1 protein-coding gene (running past one end of the window) is annotated in these 19964 nt (G+C 69.1%); it reads left to right on the top strand.

The window, feature by feature from the left end:
* A protein-coding gene (locus tag OG326_RS40265) for a non-ribosomal peptide synthase/polyketide synthase (protein ID WP_327142335.1) crosses the window boundary here: on the top strand, positions 1-19964 show its 3' portion. It extends 18310 nt beyond the left edge of the window; the window shows 19964 of its 38274 coding nt (coding positions 18311-38274); its start codon lies beyond the left edge, outside the window; it ends in the stop codon at positions 19962-19964.

Below are 19964 nucleotides of genomic sequence, written 5' to 3'. Positions count from 1 at the left end.
TGGCGCAGACCCGCATGTGGCTGCTCAATCGCCTGGATTCGGAATCGCCGGTCTACAACATCCCGTCCGCCATCCGGCTCACCGGTGATCTGGATGTGCCCGCGCTGCGGGACGCCTTCCTGGATGTGCTGGAGCGGCACGAATCGCTGCGCACCCTCTTCCCGGAGGACGCCGAGGGTCCGCGGCAGGTCGTGCACTCCGTCGCGGAGCTGAACCTGCCGGAGCTCACCGCGCTCGACACCGCCGATTTGGCCGCCGCGGTCGCCGAAATCCTGGACCACGGTTTCGATCTGCGCACCGAGGCCCCGGTGCGTGGGGCACTGCTGCGTGCAGCAAATACTGTGCCGTTGCGTGCCGGCGATCCGGAACCGTCTGTTCCGGAGTACGTGCTGGTCGTGGTGACGCACCACATCGCCGCCGACGGCGTCTCCACCGCACCGCTGGCCCGCGATCTCATGGTCGCCTACGCCGCCCGCACGGCAGGCCAGGTTCCGCAGTGGGCGCCGCTGCCCGTGCAGTACGCCGACTTCACGCTCTGGCAGCACGAGGTGCTCGGCGATGTCGCCGATCCGGATTCGGTGCTGGGCAAGCAGATCGTGCACTGGCGCACCGAACTGGCCGGGCTCGATCCGCTGCTGGAGCTGCCCACCGATCGGGCCCGCCCGGCGGTGGCCACCGGTCGCGGTTCCGCCCTCGCCTTCGAGATCCCCGCCGCAGCCACCGCCGATATCGCGGAACTGGCTCGCCGCCACGGTGTTTCGACCTTCATGGTGGTGCACGCCGCCTACGCCGCCCTGCTCTCCCGCCTGGCGCGCACCGAGGATATCGTCATCGGCACCCCGATCGCGGGCCGCTCCGAACAGGCCCTCGACGATATGGTCGGCATGTTCGTCAACACCCTGGTGCTGCGCACCCGGGTGGCCCCGGACGCCTCGTTCGCCCAGCTGCTCGGCACCGTCCGCGATACCGATGTGCGGGCCTTCGCCAATGCCGACCTGCCGTTCGAGCGCCTGGTCGACGAATTGAATCCGGCGCGCTCGCAGGCCTACTCGCCGATCGTGCAGGCGCTGCTCACCTTCGAGCACCGCGACGACAGCGTGCTGGTGCTGCCCGGACTCGAGGTCGCGGCGTTCCCGATGGAGAACGTGAGCGCTCAGTTCGACCTCTCGCTGGCCCTGACCGAGGGTGCGGCGGACGGCGGTACCGCGCTGTTCGGGGTACTGCGCTACGCCACCGATCTCTTCGACGCCGCCACCATGCGGGAGTTCGCCGACCGGTTCACGCGCATCCTGCGCGCGGCCGTCGCCGATCCGGCGCTGCCGGTGGGCGAGATCGAACTGCTGGAGACCGCCGAGCGTTCGCGAATGCTGCTGGACTGGAACGAGACCCGCTACCCGGTTGCGCCCGAGCTGCTGCTCGACGGCTACCGGCGCGCGGTCGTGCGGTACCCGGACTCCGTCGCGGTCGTGTACGAGGGCGCACAGCTGACCTACGCCGAGTTCGACGCCCGGGTCAATCAGCTGGCCCGCCTGCTGATTTCGCAGGGCGTCGGCGCGGAGTCCCTGGTGGGCCTGGCCATTCGCCGCTCGCTGGATCTGGTTGTCGGCATGTACGCGATCGTCACCGCCGGTGGCGCCTGGGTTCCGCTCGATCCCGATCACCCGGCCGAGCGCATCGCGCATATTCTCGACACCGCGCAGCCCGCCTGTGTGCTGTCCACGACCGCCGACGCGGTGCCGGTGTCCGAGGGCACCGCTGTGTTCCTGCTGGACGAGGTTGCGCTGGAAGGCTTCTCGACCACTCCGGTCGCCGAGTCGGAGCTGCTGCGCCCGGTCCGCGCGGACAATCCGGCGTACGCCATCTTCACCTCGGGTTCGACCGGACGCCCCAAGGGCGTGGCCGTCTCGCACGGCGCGATCCACAATCAGACCGCCTGGATGCTCGCCGAATTCCCCATGGGCCCGCGGGATGTGTACTTCCAGAAGACCGCGACCACGTTCGACGTATCGCTGTGGGGCTACTTCATGCCGCTGCGCAGTGGTTCGACCCTGGTCGTGGCCACCCATGACGGCCATCGCGATACCGACTACATCGCCGAAACCATTGCGGCGCAGGGTGTGACGGTCACCGACTTCGTACCGTCGATGCTGACGGTATTCGCGGCGCAGACCGCCGCCGGCACGCTGCCGACCCTGCGGGATGTGTTCGTCATCGGTGAGGCCCTGCCGCCGGAGACGGTGAACGCCGTGCTCGCGCTGGGCGACGGCATCAAGGTGCACAACCTGTACGGCCCGACCGAGGCCGCCGTGTCGATCACGTACTGGCAGGCCGCAGGCGAGGACGTCCGATCGGTGCCGATCGGCCTGCCGCAGTGGAACTCCCGGGTCTTCGTCCTGGATTCGCGGCTGCGTCCGGTCCCGGCCGGTGTGCCGGGTGAGCTCTACCTCGCCGGTGATCAGCTGGCGCGCGGCTATGTGCGCCGTCCCGATCTGACGTCGGATCGCTTCGTGGCCAACCCCTTCGAGCCCGGCGCCCGCATGTACCGCACCGGCGACCTGGTGGTGTGGCGTGCCGCCGACGGCGCTCGCTCCGAGCGCCTGGAGTACATCGGCCGCACCGATTTCCAGGTGAAGCTGCGCGGTCAGCGCATCGAGCTCGGTGAGATCGAAACCGCGCTCATCGCCCTCGATTCCGTCACCCAGGCGGTGGTGGTGGCGCGCAGCCACGAGCGGCTGGGCGATCAGCTGGTCGCCTACCTGGTCGCCGACCAGGGTGCGCACCTGTCCCTGGACCAGGTGCGCGCACAGCTCGCCGAGGTGCTGCCGCCGTACATGGTGCCCGCCGCCTTCGTGGCGCTGGACGCCTTCCCGCTCAACTCCTCCGGCAAGCTGGATCGAAAGGCCCTGCCGGAACCGGAGTTCCAGGCCACCTCCTACCGGGCCCCCGCCACGGCGGCGGAACGCGCGGTCGCCGAGATCATCGCCGATCTGCTCGGTATCGAGCGGGTCGGCGCGGACGACGACTTCTTCGCCCTCGGCGGCAATTCGCTCATGGGCACCCGCCTGGTGGCCCGCCTGGGCGCGGCCCTGGACGCCGATATTCCGATGCGCCTGCTGTTCGAGGCGCCCACGGTCGCCGCGCTGGCGGCCCGCGCCGCCCAGCGTCAGGGCGGCTCGGAGCGTCCGGTCCTGGTCGCGGCCACGCGCCCGGATCTGGTGCCGCTCTCACCGGCCCAGCGCCGCATCTGGTTCCTGAACCGGTTCGATCCGCTGGAGACGGTCAATAACATCCCGATCGTGCTGCGGCTCACCGGTGCGGTGGACACCGCCGCACTGAGCGCCGCCCTGCTCGATGTGGTCGACCGGCACGAGACGTTGCGCACCGTGTACCCGGAGCTCGACGGCATCGGCTACCAGCGGATTCTGCCGCGCGGCTTCATGCCCGCGGTCACCCGCTTCACCGCCGCCGATCTCACGGCCGAACTGTCCGCGCTGGTGATGACCCCCTTCGACGTGACCTCGGAGGCCCCGCTGCGCATCGGTGTCGGCACGCTCTCCGAGCGGGAGTTCGTCCTGGCCCTGGTGGTGCACCACATTGCCGCCGACGGTTTCTCCCTGGCCCCGCTGGCCCAGGACATCGCCCGGGCCTATCTGGCCCGCACCACCGGCGCCGAGCCGCAGTGGCAGCCGCTGACGGTGCAGTACGCCGATTACGCGCTGTGGCAGCAGCAACTGCTGGGCGCCGAGGACGATCCGAAATCGGTTGCGGCACAGCAGCTCGACTACTGGCGAGAGGCGCTCGGCGGCCTGCCCGCACAGCTCGAGCTGCCCACCGACCGGCCGCGCCCCCCGGTCGCCTCGAATGCGGCCGGCGCGCTCGTCGTACCGCTGCCCGCGGCCCTGCGCGCCGGTATCGCGGCGGTCGCCGACCGGCACGAGGCCACCGAGTTCATGGTGCTGCACGCCGCGCTCGCGGTGCTGCTGGCCCGCCTGTCCGGCACCGGCGATATCGCCGTCGGCGCACCGGTCGCCGGTCGCGGTGAGGCGGCCCTCGACGATCTGATCGGCATGTTCGTCAACACCCTGGTGCTGCGGCTGCAGGTGTCGGAATCGGAGCCCTTCAGCGCCGTGCTCGGCCGGGCCCGGGCCGCCGATCTGGCGGCCTTCGACCACGCCGAGGTGCCGTTCGAACGCCTGGTGGAGGTGCTGGATCCGCCGCGTTCGGCGGCCCGGCACCCGCTGGTCCAGGTGGTGCTGGCCCTGCAGAACTTCGACCCGATCACCGTGCGCCTGCCCGGCATCGAGGTCGGCGGCTACGACTTCGACTACGAGAGCAGCAAATTCGACCTGCAGGTGACGGTGGCGGATGACGCCATCCGCTTCACCTACGCCACCGATCTCTTCGACGCGGCCTCCATCGAGGTGCTGGCCCGCCGGCTGGAGCAGGTGCTGACCGCCGTCACGGCCGATCCCGCCGTCATCGTCGGTGATATCGAACTGCTGAGCAGCGCCGAGCAGCAGCGGGCGCTGTACGAATGGTCCAGCGCCGGAGTGGATCTCGCCGGAACCGGCACCATCGCGGACCGCTTCGCCGCGGCCGCGCTGCTCGATCCGCGGGCGGTGGCGGTCCGCGCCGGCGCGGTCGCCCTGACCTACGCCGAGCTGGACGCCCGGTCCAACCGTCTCGCCCGCCTGCTGATCGCCTCGGGTGTCGGCCCGGAATCGCTGGTGGCCGTGGCCCTTCCGCGCACCGCCGAGCTCGTCGTCGCGCTGCTCGCGGTGGTGAAGGCCGGTGGCGGTTATCTGCCCATCGACCCCAACTACCCGGCCGATCGTATTGCGTACGTGATCGACCACGCCCGCCCGGTGTGCGCGATCAGCAGCGCCGCAGCCGATCTGCCCGCGAACTGGTTCGACGGCCTCGTCCTCGATCTCGATACCGTGGATCTCGACGGCGGTCATGCCGCACCGATCACCGACGCGGATCGCCTGGCGCCCTTGGCCGATGGCAATACCGCCTACGTCATCTACACCTCGGGTTCGACCGGCCGCCCCAAGGGCGTTGTCATCCCGCACCGGAATGTGGTGGCACTGTTCGACAATTCGCAGCAGCACTACGGATTCGACGCGTCGGACGTGTGGACCATGTTCCACTCCTACGCCTTCGACTTCTCGGTGTGGGAGCTGTGGGGCGCGCTGCTCTACGGCGGCAGCGTGGTGGTGGTCGACTACTTCACCTCGCGCTCGCCGCAGCAGTTCCGGGAACTGCTTGCCGCACAGCGGGTCACGGTGCTCAGCCAGACGCCGTCCGCGTTCTATCAGCTCATCGCCGCCGATGCCGAAGCCGATGACGAGCTCGCCCTGCGCCATGTCGTCTTCGGTGGTGAGGCGCTCGAACCGCAGCGCCTGCGCCCGTGGTTCGACCGGCATCCGCAGTCTCCGGCGCTGGTGAACATGTACGGCATCACCGAGACCACGGTGCACGTCTCGTACCGCCCGATCACCGCCGAGACCGGTTCCGCCAGCGTCATCGGCGGAGCTCTGCCCGGTTTGACGGTGCGCGTGCTGGATTCGCGGCTGCGCCCGGTTCCGGCGGGTGTGCCCGGCGAGCTCTATGTCTCCGGTGGGCAGCTGGCCCGCGGCTACCTGAACCGCCCGGATCTGACCGCCGTCCGCTTCATCGCCGACCCGTACGGTCCCGCCGGATCGCTCGCCTACCGCACCGGCGACGTCGCACGCTGGACGGCCACCGGTGAGCTGGAGTACCTCGGCCGCGCCGACCAGCAGGTGAACCTGCACGGCTTCCGCATCGAGCTCGGCGAGATCGAAGCGGCCCTGCTGTCCGAGACCGGTATTCGCGAGGCCGCGGTCATCGTGCGCCACGACGAATCTCTCGGCGCGGACCGCATTGTCGGCTATGTGGTCGCCCCCGGCGCTCTCGATGCGGCCGAGCTGCGTCATGCCGTCGCGCTGCGACTGCCCGAGTACATGGTCCCGTCGGCCATTGTGACGGTGGACCGGATTCCGCTGACCGTCAACGGCAAGCTCGATCACGCGGCGCTGCCGGCGCCGGTGTTCGAAGCCACCGCCTACCGGGCGCCGCGCACCGCCGCCGAACAGGCGGTGGCCGCGGTCTTCGCCGAGATCCTCGGGCTCGAGCAGGTCGGTCTGGACGACGACTTCTTCGCGCTGGGCGGCAATTCGCTCATCGCCACCCGGGTGCTCTCCCGCATCGGCGAGCGGCTCGGGCAGCGCATTCCGGTGCGCCTGCTCTTCGAGGCCGGCACGGTGCAGGCCCTGGCCGCGCGACTCGGCGGCGACGATACGACCCCCGCACTGCCCGCACTCGTCGCGGGTCCGCGCCCGGACCGGATTCCGCTCTCGGCCCCGCAGCAGTCCATGTGGCTGATGAACCGGCTCGATCCGGATTCGGCCGCGCACAATATTCCGATCGCGGTCCGCATTGTCGGCGAGATCGATTACGCCGCAATGCGACTGGCCATCACCGATGTGGTGACCCGGCACGAGGTGCTGCGCACCGTCTATCCGATCGATGCCGAGGGCGCCGGCCACCAGGTCATCCTGCCGCCGCACACCGCCATGCAGTTGGAGGTGGAATCCCTCACCGGCCCGCTGGAGCGCCGGCTGGCCGAAACCGTCACGCGCGGTTTCGATGTCACCACCGAGGTCCCGGTCCGGGCCCTGCTGCTGCGCGAATCCGATACCAGCCACGTCCTGGTGATCGTGCTGCATCACATTGCCGGCGACGGTGTTTCGATGAACCCGCTGCTGCGTGATCTGGTCGCGGCCTATCTGGCGCGGCTGATCGGAGTGGCGCCGCAGTGGCAGCCGCTGCCGGTCCAGTACGCCGATTACACGCTCTGGCAGCAGCAGGTGTTGGAACTGCACGCCGATCGCGAAATCGCCTACTGGCGTGCGGCACTCGCCGAACTGCCCGACGAACTCGCACTGCCCCTGGATCATCCGCGTCCGGCCATCGCCTCCCTGCGCGGCGGCGTCGTCCGCGGCCGCTTCGGCGGCGGCATCGGCGCGGGCATCACCGCCCTGGCGCAGCGGCACAGCGCGACTCCGTTCATGGTGCTGCATGCCGCTCTGGCGGTACTGCTGGGCCGGATGTCCGGTTCCGACGATGTGGCCATCGGCACCCCGGTCGCCGGTCGCGAGGCCGCGGCGCTCGACGAGCTGGTCGGCATGTTCGTCAATACGCTGCCGCTGCGCACCACTCCGGCCCCCGGCCGGACCTTCACCGAATTGCTCGCGCAGACCAGGGAGGTGGACCTGGCCGCGTTCGCGCATGCCACGGTGCCCTTCGAACGCCTGGTGACCGAACTCGGCGTCGAGCACGCACCGGGCCGGAATCCGCTGTTCACGGTGGCCCTCAGCTATATGGATCTGGAATCGGGCGCTCGCGCGGTCCCGGGTCTGGTGATGGAGGCCGTCGACGCGGGCGACACCATGTCGAAGTTCGATCTGCTCTTCACCATCGGCGAGAACCTCGACGCGGACGGCCATCTGGCCGTCGAGATCACCTATGCCACCGACCTTTTCGAGGAGTCGACGGTCGCGGGGCTGCTGCGCCGGTTCGGCCGGGTGCTGGCCGCGATCACCGCGGACGCACAGGTGTGCCTGGGCGCCATCGATCTGCTGTCCCCGCACGAGCGGGCCCAGGTGCTGAACCGCCGCGGTCCGCGCGCACAGCCGGTTCGCACCCTTGCCCAGATGATCCGGGCCGCAGTCGAATCGAACCCGCACGGCCCGGCCCTGATCGGCCGGACCGGCACGCTGACCTACGCCGAGCTCGACGACCGGTCCTCGCGACTGGCCCGCCTGCTCATCGCCCGCGGTGTGGGCGCGGAGGACTATGTGGCCGTCGCCGTGCCGCGCTCCTTCGAATCGATGGTGGCGCTGTGGGCCATCGCCAAGACCGGTGCGGCCTACCTGCCCATCGACCCGAACTATCCGGCCGCGCGCATCGCGCATATGCTCGCCGACTCCGGCGCGGTGACCGGCCTGACTCTCGCCGCCCACGCGGACGGCCTTCCGGCACAGACCGATTGGCTGGTCTTCGACGGTCCCGAAGTGGCGTCCGATCTGACCGGCCGCAGCGGCGCACCGATCGACGATGCCGAACTGGTCCGCCCGGTGGGCGCCGCCAATGCGGCCTGGATGATCTACACCTCCGGCTCCACCGGACTGCCCAAGGGCTGCGTCATCTCGCACGCGGGCATCGTGGGTGTCGGCGCGGCCAATACCGAACGCTGCCACTCCACCTCCGACGACCGGGTGCTGAACCGTTCGTCCCCGAGCTTCGACGCCTCGCTGCTCGAGGTGTGCATGGCGCTGCCGGTGGCGGCCGCCCTGGTCGTGGCTCCCGCCGATGTGTTCGGCGGCGCGGAATTGAGCGATCTGATCCGCACCCAGCGGGTTACGCAGACCTTCATGACTCCGTCGGTGCTGCAGACCATGGACCCGAAGCAGGTGCCGGGGCTCAAGCACGTCACGCTCGGCGGCGAGTCCTACGGCGCGGAGCTGATCGAACGCTGGGGCGCCGGCCGGGAGCTGTACAACGTGTACGGCCCCACCGAAGCCTCCATGATCACCAATATGAGCTCGGCCATGCGGCCGGGTGAAAGCCCCGTACTGGGCAGCTTCGTACCCGGCATGTCCGCCGCGGTGCTCGACACCTGGCTGCAGCCGGTGCCGGACGGTGTTGTCGGCGAAATGTATTTGCGCGGACCGGCTCTGGGACGCGGCTACTTCGACCGTCCGGGCCTGACCGCCGGTCGCTTCGTGGCCGATCCCTACGGCGCGCCGGGGGAGCGGCTCTACCGCACCGGTGACCTGGTGCGCTGGGCCACCCGCAATGTCGGCGGCATCGATTACCCCGCGCTGGAGTTCGTCGGCCGTTCCGATGATCAGGTGAAGGTGCGCGGTCTGCGCATCGAGCTCGGTGAGATCGATGCGGCGCTGTCGGCCTTCGCCGCCGTCGATTTCGCCGCCACCATCGGGCACACCGCCGCCAATGGTGATGTCTCGCTGGTGTCGTACGTGACCGCGGCCGCCGGTCGCACCGTCGATGTGGACGAGCTGCGCGCCTTCGCGGCCCGCTCGCTCACCGCGTACATGGTGCCGTCGGCGATCATGGTGCTCGAGACCATCCCGCTCAGCCCGACCGGCAAGCTGGACCGAAAGGCCCTGCCGGAGCCGGTCTTCCGCGCGGCGGAATTCCGCGCGCCGGTCACCGCCGCCGAACACGCGGTGGCCGCGGTGATCGCCGAGGTGCTCGAGGTCGATCTCACGGCCGTCGGCCTGGACGACGATTTCTTCGGCCTGGGCGGCAATTCACTGAGTGCGGCCAAGCTGTCGGCCCGCCTGTCCGCCCGCCTGGGCGTGGCGGTCGCCATGCGCACGGTCTTCGAGCAGCCGACCGTGGCCGCCCTGGCCGCGGCGCTCGGCGCGGCCGATGCGGCCGCGAGCGGTCCGGTGCTGGCCCCGCGCACGAGCAACGGTCCGACGCCGCTCTCGCTGGCGCAGCAGCGCATGTGGTTCCTCAACCGGCTCGACGGGGAATCCGCCGCCTACAACATTCCGGTGGCCATGCGGCTCTCCGGCGCTCTGGATGTGGCCGCGCTCGCCGCCGCCCTCCGGGATGTGATCGGCCGTCACGAGGTGCTGCGCACGGTCTACCCGCTCACCGAATCCGGTCCGGCACAGGTGATCCTGCCGCTCGAGCAGGCTCCCGTCCCGACCCTGGAACCGATCGGGGTGGCGGCGGACGAGGTGCCGGCCGCCGTATCGGAATTCATCGCCCGCCCGTTCGATGTGACCACCGCCGTGCCGCTGCGCGCGACCCTGCTGGCGGTCACCGGAACGACCGATGAATTCGTGCTGGTGGTGGTCGTGCACCATATCGCCGCCGACGGTTCGTCGCTGGCTCCGCTGACCCGTGACGTGATGACCGCCTACGACGCGCGCCGCGCCGGTCAGGCTCCCGGCTGGGCGCCGCTCGCGGTGCAGTACGCGGATTACACGCTCTGGCAGCGTGATCGGCTCGGCGCCGAGGACGATGCCGAGTCGCTGCTCTCCCGGCAGCTGCGATTCTGGCAGGACACCCTGGCGGAGCTGCCCGATCAACTGTCGCTGCCGACCGATCGGCCGCGCCCGGCGATCGTGTCCACCGCGGGCGGCGAGGTCGATTTCACCCTCGACGCGAGCCTGCACGCCCGCGTGGAGGAACTGGCGCTCGCCTACGGCGCGACGCCGTTCATGGTCGTGCACGCCGCCTTCGCGGTCCTGCTGGCCCGGCTGTCCGGCAGCGCCGACATCTCCGTCGGCACGCCCATCGCCGGTCGCGGTGAGGCCGTGCTCGACGACGTGGTCGGCATGTTCGTCAATACCCTGGTGCTGCGCACCGATATTCGCTCCGGCGAGACCTTCGCCGATCTGGTGCAGCGGGTCAAGGCCGCCGACCTGGCGGCCTTCTCCCATGCCGAGGTGCCGTTCGAGCGGCTGGTGGAGGTGCTCAACCCGGCCCGCTCCACCGCCCGGCATCCGCTCTTCCAGATCGGCTTCTCCTTCCTGAACCAGGGCGGAGCCGGCCTCGAACTGGACGGATTGACCGTCAGCGCAGCCGAATTCGACAACCCCATCTCACAGTTCGATCTGCATCTGGTGGTGGCCCCCCAGCACCGGGCCGATGGCACGGCGGCCGATCTGCTCGCGACCATCACCTATGCCACCGCACTGTTCGAGCATTCGACGGTCGCGGATCTGGCGGAGCGGTTCCGGCGATTGCTGGAGGCGGTCACCACCGCACCGGGTACTCCGGTGGGGGAGGTGGAGCTGCTGGCCGCGCCCGAGCGGGAGCGAATCCTGCGGGCGTGGAACAGCACCGCGCATGCGGTGGACACCACGGCTACGTTGGCCTCGCTGCTGGCGGCCGGTATCGCGCGGCAGCCCAGGGAGGTCGCGATCGTCGCGGATCTGCCCGGCACCCGGGCCGGGCGGGCCGAACTCACCTACGGTGAACTCGGTGAGCGCGTCAATCGCCTTGCCCGGCAGCTGATCTCGCAGGGCGTCGGTCCCGAGGACCGGGTGGTGCTGGCGCTGCGCCGCTCCATCGATCTGGTGATCGCCATGTACGCGGTGACGGTCGCCGGTGGCGCGTATGTGCCGGTGGATCCGGACCAGCCCGCCGAGCGCACCGCCTACGTGCTGGAATCCGCCGCGCCGGTCTGCGTGCTGACCAATGCCGATGCCGGATTCGACACCGATATCGCACCGGTGCTGCGCATGGACGAGCTGGACCTGTCCGCGCACTCCGGCGCGCCGGTGCAGGATGCGGATCGCCGTGCGCCGCTGCGTCCTTCGCACACCGCGTACGTGATCTTCACCTCCGGCTCCACCGGCCGCCCCAAGGGCGTGGCGGTGCCGCACGCGGCCATTGCCAATCAATTGCAGTGGAAGGTCGCGGAATTCGCGCTGGATGCCGCGGATGCGGTGCTGCTCAAGACCGCCGCCACCTTCGACCTCTCGGTCTGGGAATTCTGGTCGGCCGCGGTGAGCGGCGGCCGGCTCGTCATCGCGACACCGGACGGACACCGCGATCCGGTGTACCTGAACGAGCTGATCGCCCAGGAGTGGGTGACCACTCTGCACGTGGTGCCGTCCATGCTGGACGCGCTGGCCGCCAATGGCCTGCCGGACAGTCTGTGGCGCATTCTCGCCATCGGTGAGGCCCTGCCCGCCGCCGTCGCGCAGCGGGTCCGGGAACTGGCCCCGCGCACGGAACTGTTCAATCTGTACGGTCCGACCGAGGCGGCGGTGTCCATCACCTCGCATGCGGTGACCGATGCCGATCAGGGCTCGGTGTCCATCGGCGCGCCGCAGTGGAACAGCAGTGTGTACGTGCTGGACGCACGCTTGCGGCCGGTCCCGGTCGGCGTATCCGGCGAGCTGTATCTGGCTGGTGCGCAGTTGGCGCGCGGCTACTTCGGCCGTGCGGATCTGACTGCGGATCGCTTCGTGGCGAACCCGTTCGCCGCTGGTGAGCGCATGTACCGCACGGGTGACCTTGTCGCTTGGGCGGCGAATGGTGAGCTGGAGTATCGGGGTCGTACGGACTTCCAGGTGAAGATCCGTGGTTTCCGTATCGAGCTCGGTGAGATCGAGGCGGCGCTGCTGGCCATGCCGGAGATCGCACAGGTCGCGGTGCTCGCGAAGTCGGACCAGCGCACCGGTGACCGCCTGGTCGCCTACCTGGTGCCCGCTGATCTGCCCGCGGGTATCGAAGTGCCCCAGGTGAAGTCGGACCTGTCGGCAGTGCTGCCGTCCTACATGGTGCCGTCGGCGTTTGTGGTGCTGGATGCCCTGCCGCTGAACGTCAACGGCAAGCTGGATCGAAACGCATTGCCGGAGCCGGAGTTCGAGGCCACCGTCTTCCGTGCGCCGTCCACCTCGATCGAAGTGATTGTGGCGGGCGTGTTCACCGAAGTCCTCGGCAGCGAGCGAGTCGGCGCGGACGACGATTTCTTCGCCCTCGGCGGCAACTCGCTGCTGGCCACCCAGATCGTGGCGCGGCTCGGCGCGGCTCTCGACACCCAGGTGCCGGTCCGGGCCGTATTCGAGGCGTCGACCGTCGCCGAACTGGCACTGCAGGTGCAGCGCTACAGCGGTATCGCCGCGCGCCCGTCCCTGACGGCTCGCCCACGCCCGGAAGCGATTCCGCTCTCGCCCGCCCAGCAGCGCATGTGGTTCCTGAACCGCTTCGATGCCGAATCGGCCGCCTACAACATTCCGGTCGCCATCCGCCTGTCCGGCGATCTGAACGCCGGCGCCATGCAGGCGGCCGTGCTGGATATCGTTGCGCGCCACGAGATCCTGCGCACCGTCTACCCGCAGACGCCCGCCGGACCGGTGCAGGTCATCCTGCCCGTCGGCGAGGCCACACCGGAGCTGGAACGGCTTGCCGTCCCGGCGGCGGATATCGAAGCCACAGTGCTCGAACTGGTGGGCACCAGCTTCGATGTGGTCACCGGGGTGCCGTTGCGGGCCGCGCTCATCGAGGTCCTCGGGGATACTGCAGCCCAGGAATGGGTGCTGGTCCTGGTGATGCACCACATCGCCGGTGACGGCACGTCGATGGCGCCGTTCACCCGGGATCTGGTGTCCGCCTACAAGTCTCGGATCGCGGGTGCCGCCCCGGCGTGGGCGCCGCTGGCGGTGCAGTACGCCGATTACTCGATCTGGCAGCGTGAGCTGCTGGGCAGCGAGGACGACGCGGAGTCGCTGGCCGCCGAGCAGGTCGGCTTCTGGAAGCAGGCTCTGGCCGAGCTGCCCGATCAGTTGGATCTGCCGTCGGATCGTCCGCGCCCGGCAGTGCAGTCCTTCGCCGGTGGCAAGGTCGAGGTGTCCATCGACGCCGAAACCCACCGCGCCCTCGCGGATCTCGCGCGGGCGAACAATGCGACCCTGTTCATGGTTGTGCATACAGCGCTCGCGGTGCTCTTGGCGCGGCTTTCAGGGACCGGCGATATTGCGATCGGTACGCCGATGGCGGGTCGTGGTGAGGCAGCGCTCGATGACCTGATCGGCATGTTCGTCAACACCCTGGTTTTCCGCAGCCGGGTGGAGGGCGGAGAGTCGTTCACCGATCTGCTTGCGCGCCAGCGTGAAGCCGATCTGCAGGTGTTCGCCAATGCCGATGTGCCGTTCGAGCGCCTCGTCGAGGTGCTCAATCCGGTGCGTTCGACCGCGCGGCATCCGCTGTTCCAGGTGGGTCTGTCGTTCCAGAACCTGGCGCAGTCCAGCCTCGAACTGCCGGGTCTGACCGTCTCCGGTCTGGATTTCGACACCCAGATCTCGCAGTTCGATCTGCACTGGATCATTGGCGACAGCTACCTTGCCGACGGGACTCCGGCCGGCATCAGTGGTGTGATCACCTACGGCGCGGATCTCTTCGATGCCGCTACCGTGCAGATGTTCTCCGACCGGTTCCTGCGCCTGCTCACCGCCGTGGTGGCTGACGCCGCCCGCCCGGTGGGTGATATCGAATTGCTGGCCGCCGGTGAGCGTGCCGAACTGACTGTCGCCCGCAATGCGACTGCGCACGAGACTGATTCAGCCGCGACTCTGGTATCGCTGCTGAACGCCACCGTGGCCGCCGCTCCGACCGCTGTCGCGCTGATCGGGCCGGACGGTGAGGTGCTGACCTATGCCGAACTCGGCAACTGGGTGAATCGTCTTGCCCGGCATCTGATCTCGATCGGTGTCGGCCCGGAGTCGCGGGTCGCGCTGGCACTGCGGCGCTCGGTCGATCTGGTCGTCGCGATGTACGCGGTGTCGGCCGCCGGTGGCGCGTATGTGCCGGTGGATCCGGATCAGCCCGCCGAGCGCACGGACTACATTCTCGAGACCGCCGCCCCGGTGTGCGTGCTCACCAATGCCGAGGCCCGCTTCAACACCGAGGCCGCACCCTTGGTGCGCCTGGATCAGCTGGCGCTGGAATCGCTTGCGGTCGAGCCGATCACCGATGCTGAGCGGGTTTCGCCGCTGTTGCCGTCGCATACCGCGTACGTGATCTTCACGTCCGGTTCGACGGGTCGCCCGAAGGGTGTGGCGTTGCCGCATGCTGCGGTGGCGAACCAGTTGCAGTGGAAGACCGCCGAATTCGGTCTCGGGGTCGATGATGCGGTGCTGCTCAAGACCGCTGCGACCTTCGACCTTTCGGTCTGGGAATTCTGGTCGGCCGCGGTGTCGGGTGGTCGACTGGTGATCGCTTCGGCCGATGGTCACCGTGATCCGGCGTACCTGAACGAGTTGATGGCTCGTGAGCAGGTCACCACGTTGCATGTGGTGCCGTCCATGCTCGATGCGCTGCTCACCGAATCCGCTGGCGCACTGACTGCTTCGCTGGATCGGGTGCTGGCGATCGGTGAGGCGTTGCCCGCGACGGTCGCGCAGCGCTTCCGTAAGGCCAATGCGTCCGCGCAGCTGTTCAACCTGTACGGCCCGACCGAAGCTGCGGTGTCGATCACCTCGCATGCGGTGACCGATGCCGATCAGGGTTCGGTGTCCATCGGTGCTCCGGAGTGGAACAGCCAGGTCTACGTGCTGGATTCGCGCCTGCACCCGGTTGCGGCCGGTGTTTCGGGTGAGTTGTATCTGGCGGGTGCGCAGTTGGCGCGCGGCTACTTCGGTCGCGCCGACCTGACCGCCGATCGTTTTGTGGCGAACCCGTTCGCCGCCGGTGAGCGCATGTACCGCACGGGTGATCTGGTTGCCTGGGCGGCGAATGGTGAGCTCGAATACCGGGGCCGCACCGACTTCCAGGTGAAGATCCGTGGTTTCCGTATCGAGCTCGGTGAGATCGAAGCGGCCCTGCTGGCCATGCCGGAGATCGCGCAGGTCGCGGTGCTCGCCAAGTCCGATCAGCGCACGGGCGACCGCCTCGTCGCCTACCTGGTGTCCTCGGGCCCGGTACTCGACCAGGCGCACGTGCAGTCGGTGCTCTCGGCCGCTCTGCCGTCCTACATGGTGCCGTCGGCCTGGGTGATCCTGGATGCGCTGCCGCTCACTGCGAACGGCAAACTGGATCGCGGGGCTCTGCCGGATCCGGTCTTCGTGGCGCGTGAATTCCGTGCTCCGGCAGGCGAAATCGAGACGGCCGTCGCGCAGGTCTACGCCGAGGTGCTCGGCGCGGAGCTGGTCGGCGCGGACGACGATTTCTTCGCCCTCGGCGGTAATTCGCTGCTGGCCACCCAGGTCGCGGCACGCCTCGGCGCGGCGCTCGACACCCAGGTGCCGGTCCGCGCGCTGTTCGAGGATTCCACCGTGACCGGGCTGGCCGTCCGATTGGCCGGTACCGCCGGTGCGGGTGCGCGTGCCGCGCTGGTGGCTCGCCCACGGCCGGAGGCGATTCCGCTCTCGCCGGCGCAGCAGCGCATGTGGTTCCTCAATCAGTTCGACACCGAGTCCACCGCCTACAACGTGCCGGTCGCGATTCGCCTGACCGGTGAGCTGGATGTGGTCGCGCTGCGGCTGGCCCTCGGCGATATCGTCGCGCGCCACGAAATTCTGCGGACCGTCTACCCGCAGTCCGAGGACGGTCCGGTGCAGGTGGTGCTCCCGGCCGCGCAGGTGCTGCCGGAGCTGGTGGTCGGCACCATTACCGAGGACCGGATCGTCGATGCGGTGGCCGGACTGGTCGGCGCCCGCTTCGACGTCACCGCCGAGGTGCCGCTGAAGGTCGCACTGTTCGATATCGGCGGTCTGGCCACCGATTACGTACTGGCGCTGGTGATCCACCACATTTCCGCGGACGGCTCCTCCATGGCGCCGCTGACCCGCGATCTGGTGACCGCCTATGCGGCCCGGGCCGCCGGTCACGCGCCGGCGTGGGCGCCGCTGGCGGTGCAGTACGCCGATTACTCGATCTGGCAGCGTGAGCTGCTGGGTGCGGAGAGTGACGCGGAGTCGCTGGCCGCCCAGCAGGTCGGCTTCTGGAAGCAGGCTCTTGCCGAGCTCCCGGATCAGTTGGATCTGCCATCGGATCGTCCGCGTCCGGCGATGCAGTCCTTCGCCGGTGGCAAGGTCGAGGTGTCCATCGACGCCGAAACCCACCGCGCGCTGGCGGAATTGGCGCGGGCCCAGGGCGCGACGCTGTTCATGGTCGTGCACACGGCTCTGGCCGTGCTGTTGGCGCGGCTTTCGGGGACCGATGACATTGCGATCGGTACGCCGATGGCGGGTCGTGGTGAAGCGGCGCTGGACGACCTGATCGGCATGTTCGTGAACACGCTGGTGTTCCGCAGCCGGGTGGAGGGCGGAGAGTCGTTCGCCGATCTGCTTGCGCGCCAGCGGGAGATGGATCTGCAGGTGTTCGCGAATGCCGATGTGCCGTTCGAGCGCCTCGTCGAGGTGCTCAATCCGGTGCGTTCGACCGCGCGGCATCCGCTGTTCCAGGTGGGTCTGTCGTTCCAGAACCTGGCGCAGTCCAACCTCGAACTGCCGGGACTGACCGTCTCCGGTATCGACTTCGACACCCAGGTCTCGCAGTTCGATCTGCACTGGATCGTCGGCGACGACTACCGCGCCGACGGGACTCCGGCCGGCATCAGCGGTGTGATCACCTACGGTGCCGACCTTTTCGACGCCGCCACCGTGCAGCTCTTCGCCGATCGGTTCCTGCGCCTGCTCGCCGCCGTCGCGGTCGATGCCGGTACTCCCGTCGGTGATATCGACCTGCTGGACGGGACCGAACAGCACCGGGTGCTGACCGAGTGGAATACGACCGCCCGCACCGTGGACACCACGGCGACCCTGGCCACGCTGCTCGATGCCACCGTCGCCGCCCGTACCGATACGGTCGCCCTCATCGGCCCGGACGGCACGGCGCTCGACTACACCGAACTCGGTGCCCGGGTGAATCGCCTGGCGCGGCACCTGATCTCGCAGGGTGTCGGTCCAGAGGACCGGGTCGCGCTGGCCCTGCGCCGTTCGATCGATCTGGTTGTCGCCATGTACGCGGTGTCGGTTGCCGGTGCCGCGTATGTCCCGGTGGATCCGGATCAGCCCGCCGACCGCACCGCCTACGTGCTGGAATCGGCCGCCCCGGTCTGCGTGCTCACCAGCTCCCGCGACGCCTTCGAACTCGCCGTGACCGACACCGAAGGGACCACTCCCCGTCATCCCGGCGCGCTTTCGGCCGGGATCCACACCAGCGATATTCCGGTGCTTCGGATCGACGAGCTCGATCTGTCGGCCCACTCCGATAGGCCGATCACCACCGCCGAGCGGGTGCGGGAGCTGACGGCCGCCAATACGGCGTACATCATCTTCACGTCCGGTTCGACCGGTCGCCCGAAGGGCGTGGCGGTGCCGCATGCCGCGGTGGCGAACCAGTTGCTGTGGAAGACAGCTGAATTCGGTCTCGGTGTCGATGACGCGGTGCTGCTCAAGACCGCCGCCACCTTCGATCTCTCGGTCTGGGAGTTCTGGTCGGCCGCCGTCTGCGGTGGTCGCCTGGTCATCGCCTCGGCGGAGGGTCATCGTGATCCGGCGTACCTGAACGAGTTGATGGATCGCGAGCTGGTCACCACGCTGCACGCGGTGCCGTCCATGCTGGACGCGCTGCTCATCGAATCCGGTGGCGCACTGGCCGGTTCGCTGCGCCAGGTGCTGGCCATCGGTGAGGCGCTGCCCGCGACCGTGGCGCAGCGCTTCCGGTCCGCGAACCCGGCGGCACAGCTGTTCAACCTCTACGGCCCGACCGAAGCTGCTGTTTCGATCACCTCGCACCGGGTCACCGATGCCGACCAGGGCTCGGTATCCATCGGTGCGCCCGAGTGGAACAGCCAGGTGTACGTGCTGGATTCGCGGCTGCGGCCGGTGCCTGCGGGTGTTGCGGGTGAGCTGTACCTGGCCGGCGCACAGTTGGCGCGCGGTTACTTCGGCCGTGCCGATCTGACCGCCGATCGCTTCGTGGCGAACCCGTTCGCCGCCGGTGAGCGCATGTACCGCACCGGCGACCTCGTTGCCTGGGCTGCCAATGGTGAGCTGGAATACCGGGGCCGCACCGACTTCCAGGTGAAGATCCGCGGTTACCGTATCGAACTGGGCGAGATCGAGGCGGCGCTGCTGGCCATGCCGGAGATCGCGCAGGTCGCGGTGCTGGCCAAGTCCGATCAGCGCACCGGCGCGCAGGGGAGTGGAGCGGACCGCCTGGTGGCCTACCTGGTGCCTTCCGACCCGCTCGCGGGCGCCGATGTGCCGCAGGTGAAGTCGGCACTGTCGGCGGTCCTGCCGTCGTACATGGTGCCGTCGGCGTTTGTGGTGCTCGATGCCCTGCCGCTGAACGTCAACGGCAAGCTGGACCGTAAGGCATTGCCCGAACCCGAGCTCGCCCTCCGCGAATTCCGCGCTGCCACCACGGCATTGGAAATCGCGGTGTGCGCGGCCTTCGCCGAGGTGCTGCATATCGAGCGAATCGGCCTGGACGACAATTTCTTCGAGCTCGGCGGCAACTCGCTGATCGCGGTGAAGCTGGCGGCCCGGCTGAGTGCCGCACTGGGCGAACGGGTTCCGGTCGCGCGCTTGTTCACCGCACCGACCCCGGCGGGCCTTACCGCCCAGCTGACCGGTGACGGTTCCGGCGGGTTCGGCGCCGATGCCGCGTACGAGGTGCTGTTGCCGCTGCGCACGACGGGCTCCGGTGCGCCGCTGTTCTGCATCCACCCGGTGGGTGGTCTGTCCTGGTCGTTCGCGGGTCTGGCCGCATACCTGGACGCCGACCGGCCGCTGTACGGCCTGCAGTCGCCGACGCTGGGAGCGGATGTGCCGCTGCCGGATTCGATCGACGAGTGGGCGGGCCGCTATGTGCGGGAGATCCGCGCGGTGCAGCCGGAGGGCCCGTACCACCTGCTGGGCTGGTCGCTCGGCGGTGTGCTGGCGCATTCGGTCGCGGTGCAGCTGCAGGAGCAGGGGCAGCAGGTCGCGACCCTGGCCATGCTGGACAGTTCGCTGCAGGTCGAGGTCGGTGACGGGGTGCGAATCCCGGTGGCCGAACTGCTCGGCGGTCTGGTGGACGCGGACCTCGACGGTGTGGCGCTGGAACCGGCGGAGCTGGTCGCGCGGCTGTCCGAACTGCCCGAGCCGTTCGCGTCCATGGGCGCCGATCGGGTGACCCGGGTGATCGACACCGGTGTCCGCTCGCTCTCGCTCATCGGCGAATACCGGCCGCGCCGATTCAAGGGCGATGTGCTGTATTTCGCGGCCGCGCTGGACGATCCGAGCTGCACGGTCGGCGTCACCGGGTGGACCGATGCCGTGGACGGTGTGGTGCACACCTACGCGGTGCAGGCCACGCACTGGCGAATGACCGCGCCCGATGCCCTCGCCCAGATCGGCTCGGTGCTCAATACCACCGGCCAGCGGGCAGTCCGATAG

Source organism: Nocardia sp. NBC_01327 (assembly GCF_035958815.1).
Taxonomy (GTDB): Bacteria; Actinomycetota; Actinomycetes; order Mycobacteriales; family Mycobacteriaceae; genus Nocardia.
This window is presented reverse-complemented; position numbering and strand designations above follow the sequence as displayed.